At 59.1% G+C, this 1,110-nt stretch carries 2 protein-coding genes and 1 pseudogene; 2 read left to right on the forward strand and 1 reads right to left on the reverse strand.

From position 1 onward, the window contains the following. Together AC1DH9_RS29625 and def are read left to right on the forward strand one after the other, a co-directional pair. Positions 1 to 127, forward strand: a pseudogene (locus AC1DH9_RS29625) (ribonuclease BN); the annotation flags it as partial. Positions 128 to 129: 2 nt separating this feature from the next. Next, a complete protein-coding gene (gene def / locus AC1DH9_RS29630; protein ID WP_054593668.1) occupies positions 130 to 669 on the forward strand; it encodes a peptide deformylase in 540 nt (179 codons plus the stop codon). 9 nt (positions 670 to 678) lie between these two features. On the opposite strand, the gene AC1DH9_RS29635 is transcribed toward def, so the two are convergent. Next, positions 679 to 1,101, reverse strand: coding sequence for a GNAT family N-acetyltransferase (locus AC1DH9_RS29635; protein ID WP_427536038.1), 423 nt, complete (start codon positions 1,099 to 1,101; stop codon positions 679 to 681). Between the last annotated feature and the right edge of the window lie 9 nt (positions 1,102 to 1,110).

Here is a 1,110-nt window from a genome sequence, read left to right on the forward strand (position 1 = left end):
GATCGATCACATGTCGAGCGAAGGCAAGCATCCTGGTGCCAAGGACTTCGGCGAACACGACGAAAAACACCATGTTTCGGGACTGGGCCGGGACCACTCGCTCAACCCGACCACTGACGAAGCCTGACGATGATCCGTGAAATTCTGAAAATGGGCGATGAGCGCTTGCTGCGTATCGCTCCGCCGGTACCGGCCGAAATGTTCGACAGCCCTGAACTGTGGCAGTTGATCGATGACATGTTCCAGACCATGGAAAGTGTCGGCGGCGTTGGCCTGGCAGCCCCGCAGATCGGTGTCGACCTGCAGTTGGTGATCTTCGGCTTCGAGCACAGCGAACGTTACCCGGACGCTGACGCCGTACCGCAGACGATTTTGATCAACCCGTTGATTACGCCGCTTGATCCGACGCTGGAAGAGGGCTTCGAAGGTTGCCTGTCCGTGCCGGGGCTGCGGGGGGCGGTCGAGCGTTATCAGCACATTCGTTATGAAGGCTTCGATCCCAAGGGCGAGCCGGTTGTGCGAATCGCCTCGGGGTTTCACGCCCGAGTGGTACAGCACGAATGCGATCACCTGATCGGCCGGTTGTACCCGTCGCGGATCACCGACTTTCGCAAGTTCGGGTTTACCGAGGTGATGTTCCCGGATCTCGACCCGACGGCTGATGATTGATCCGAAACCTCAACGCGCTCCCACAGTTTGAAAACCCATGGCGATCATCGGCTTGTTGCGTTTATAGCGAGCCAGGCGCTCGGCCAGTGCATAGGGCAACAACGGGTCCGCAGTGAAGCCATTGCACTCATAAAAACTGCGCAAGTCCGGGTGGCAGAACAGCCATACCGGCGCCTTGATCTGCACCAGTGCCTGGGCCATCAACGCCCCCGCAATACCTTGTCCCCGAAGGGCCGGGTCGACAAATAACCCCGTCAGCCAAAACCCCTCCGTCATCGGCCGCAAACAGAGCCCGGCGATGATCTCGTCGCGCTTGCCTACCCACAGTTGAGCATCGCGAACCGCTTTCATCGATGACTGGTGACTGCGGTAAAACTTGTTCAGCAACGGCCACAGTGGCTCGGCAAGCTGGGTGTATTGGGTGTTGGGCATGTGCGAGGG

Source organism: Pseudomonas sp. 05T35 (genome assembly GCF_056396605.1).

Bases quoted from the DNA above. Each gene is read 5' to 3' on its own strand.
- def (WP_054593668.1), top strand. From the start codon at position 130: ATGATCCGTGAAATTCTGAAAATGGGCGATGAGCGCTTGCTGCGTATC.
- AC1DH9_RS29635 (WP_427536038.1), bottom strand. From the start codon at position 1,101: ATGCCCAACACCCAATACACCCAGCTTGCCGAGCCACTGTGGCCGTTG.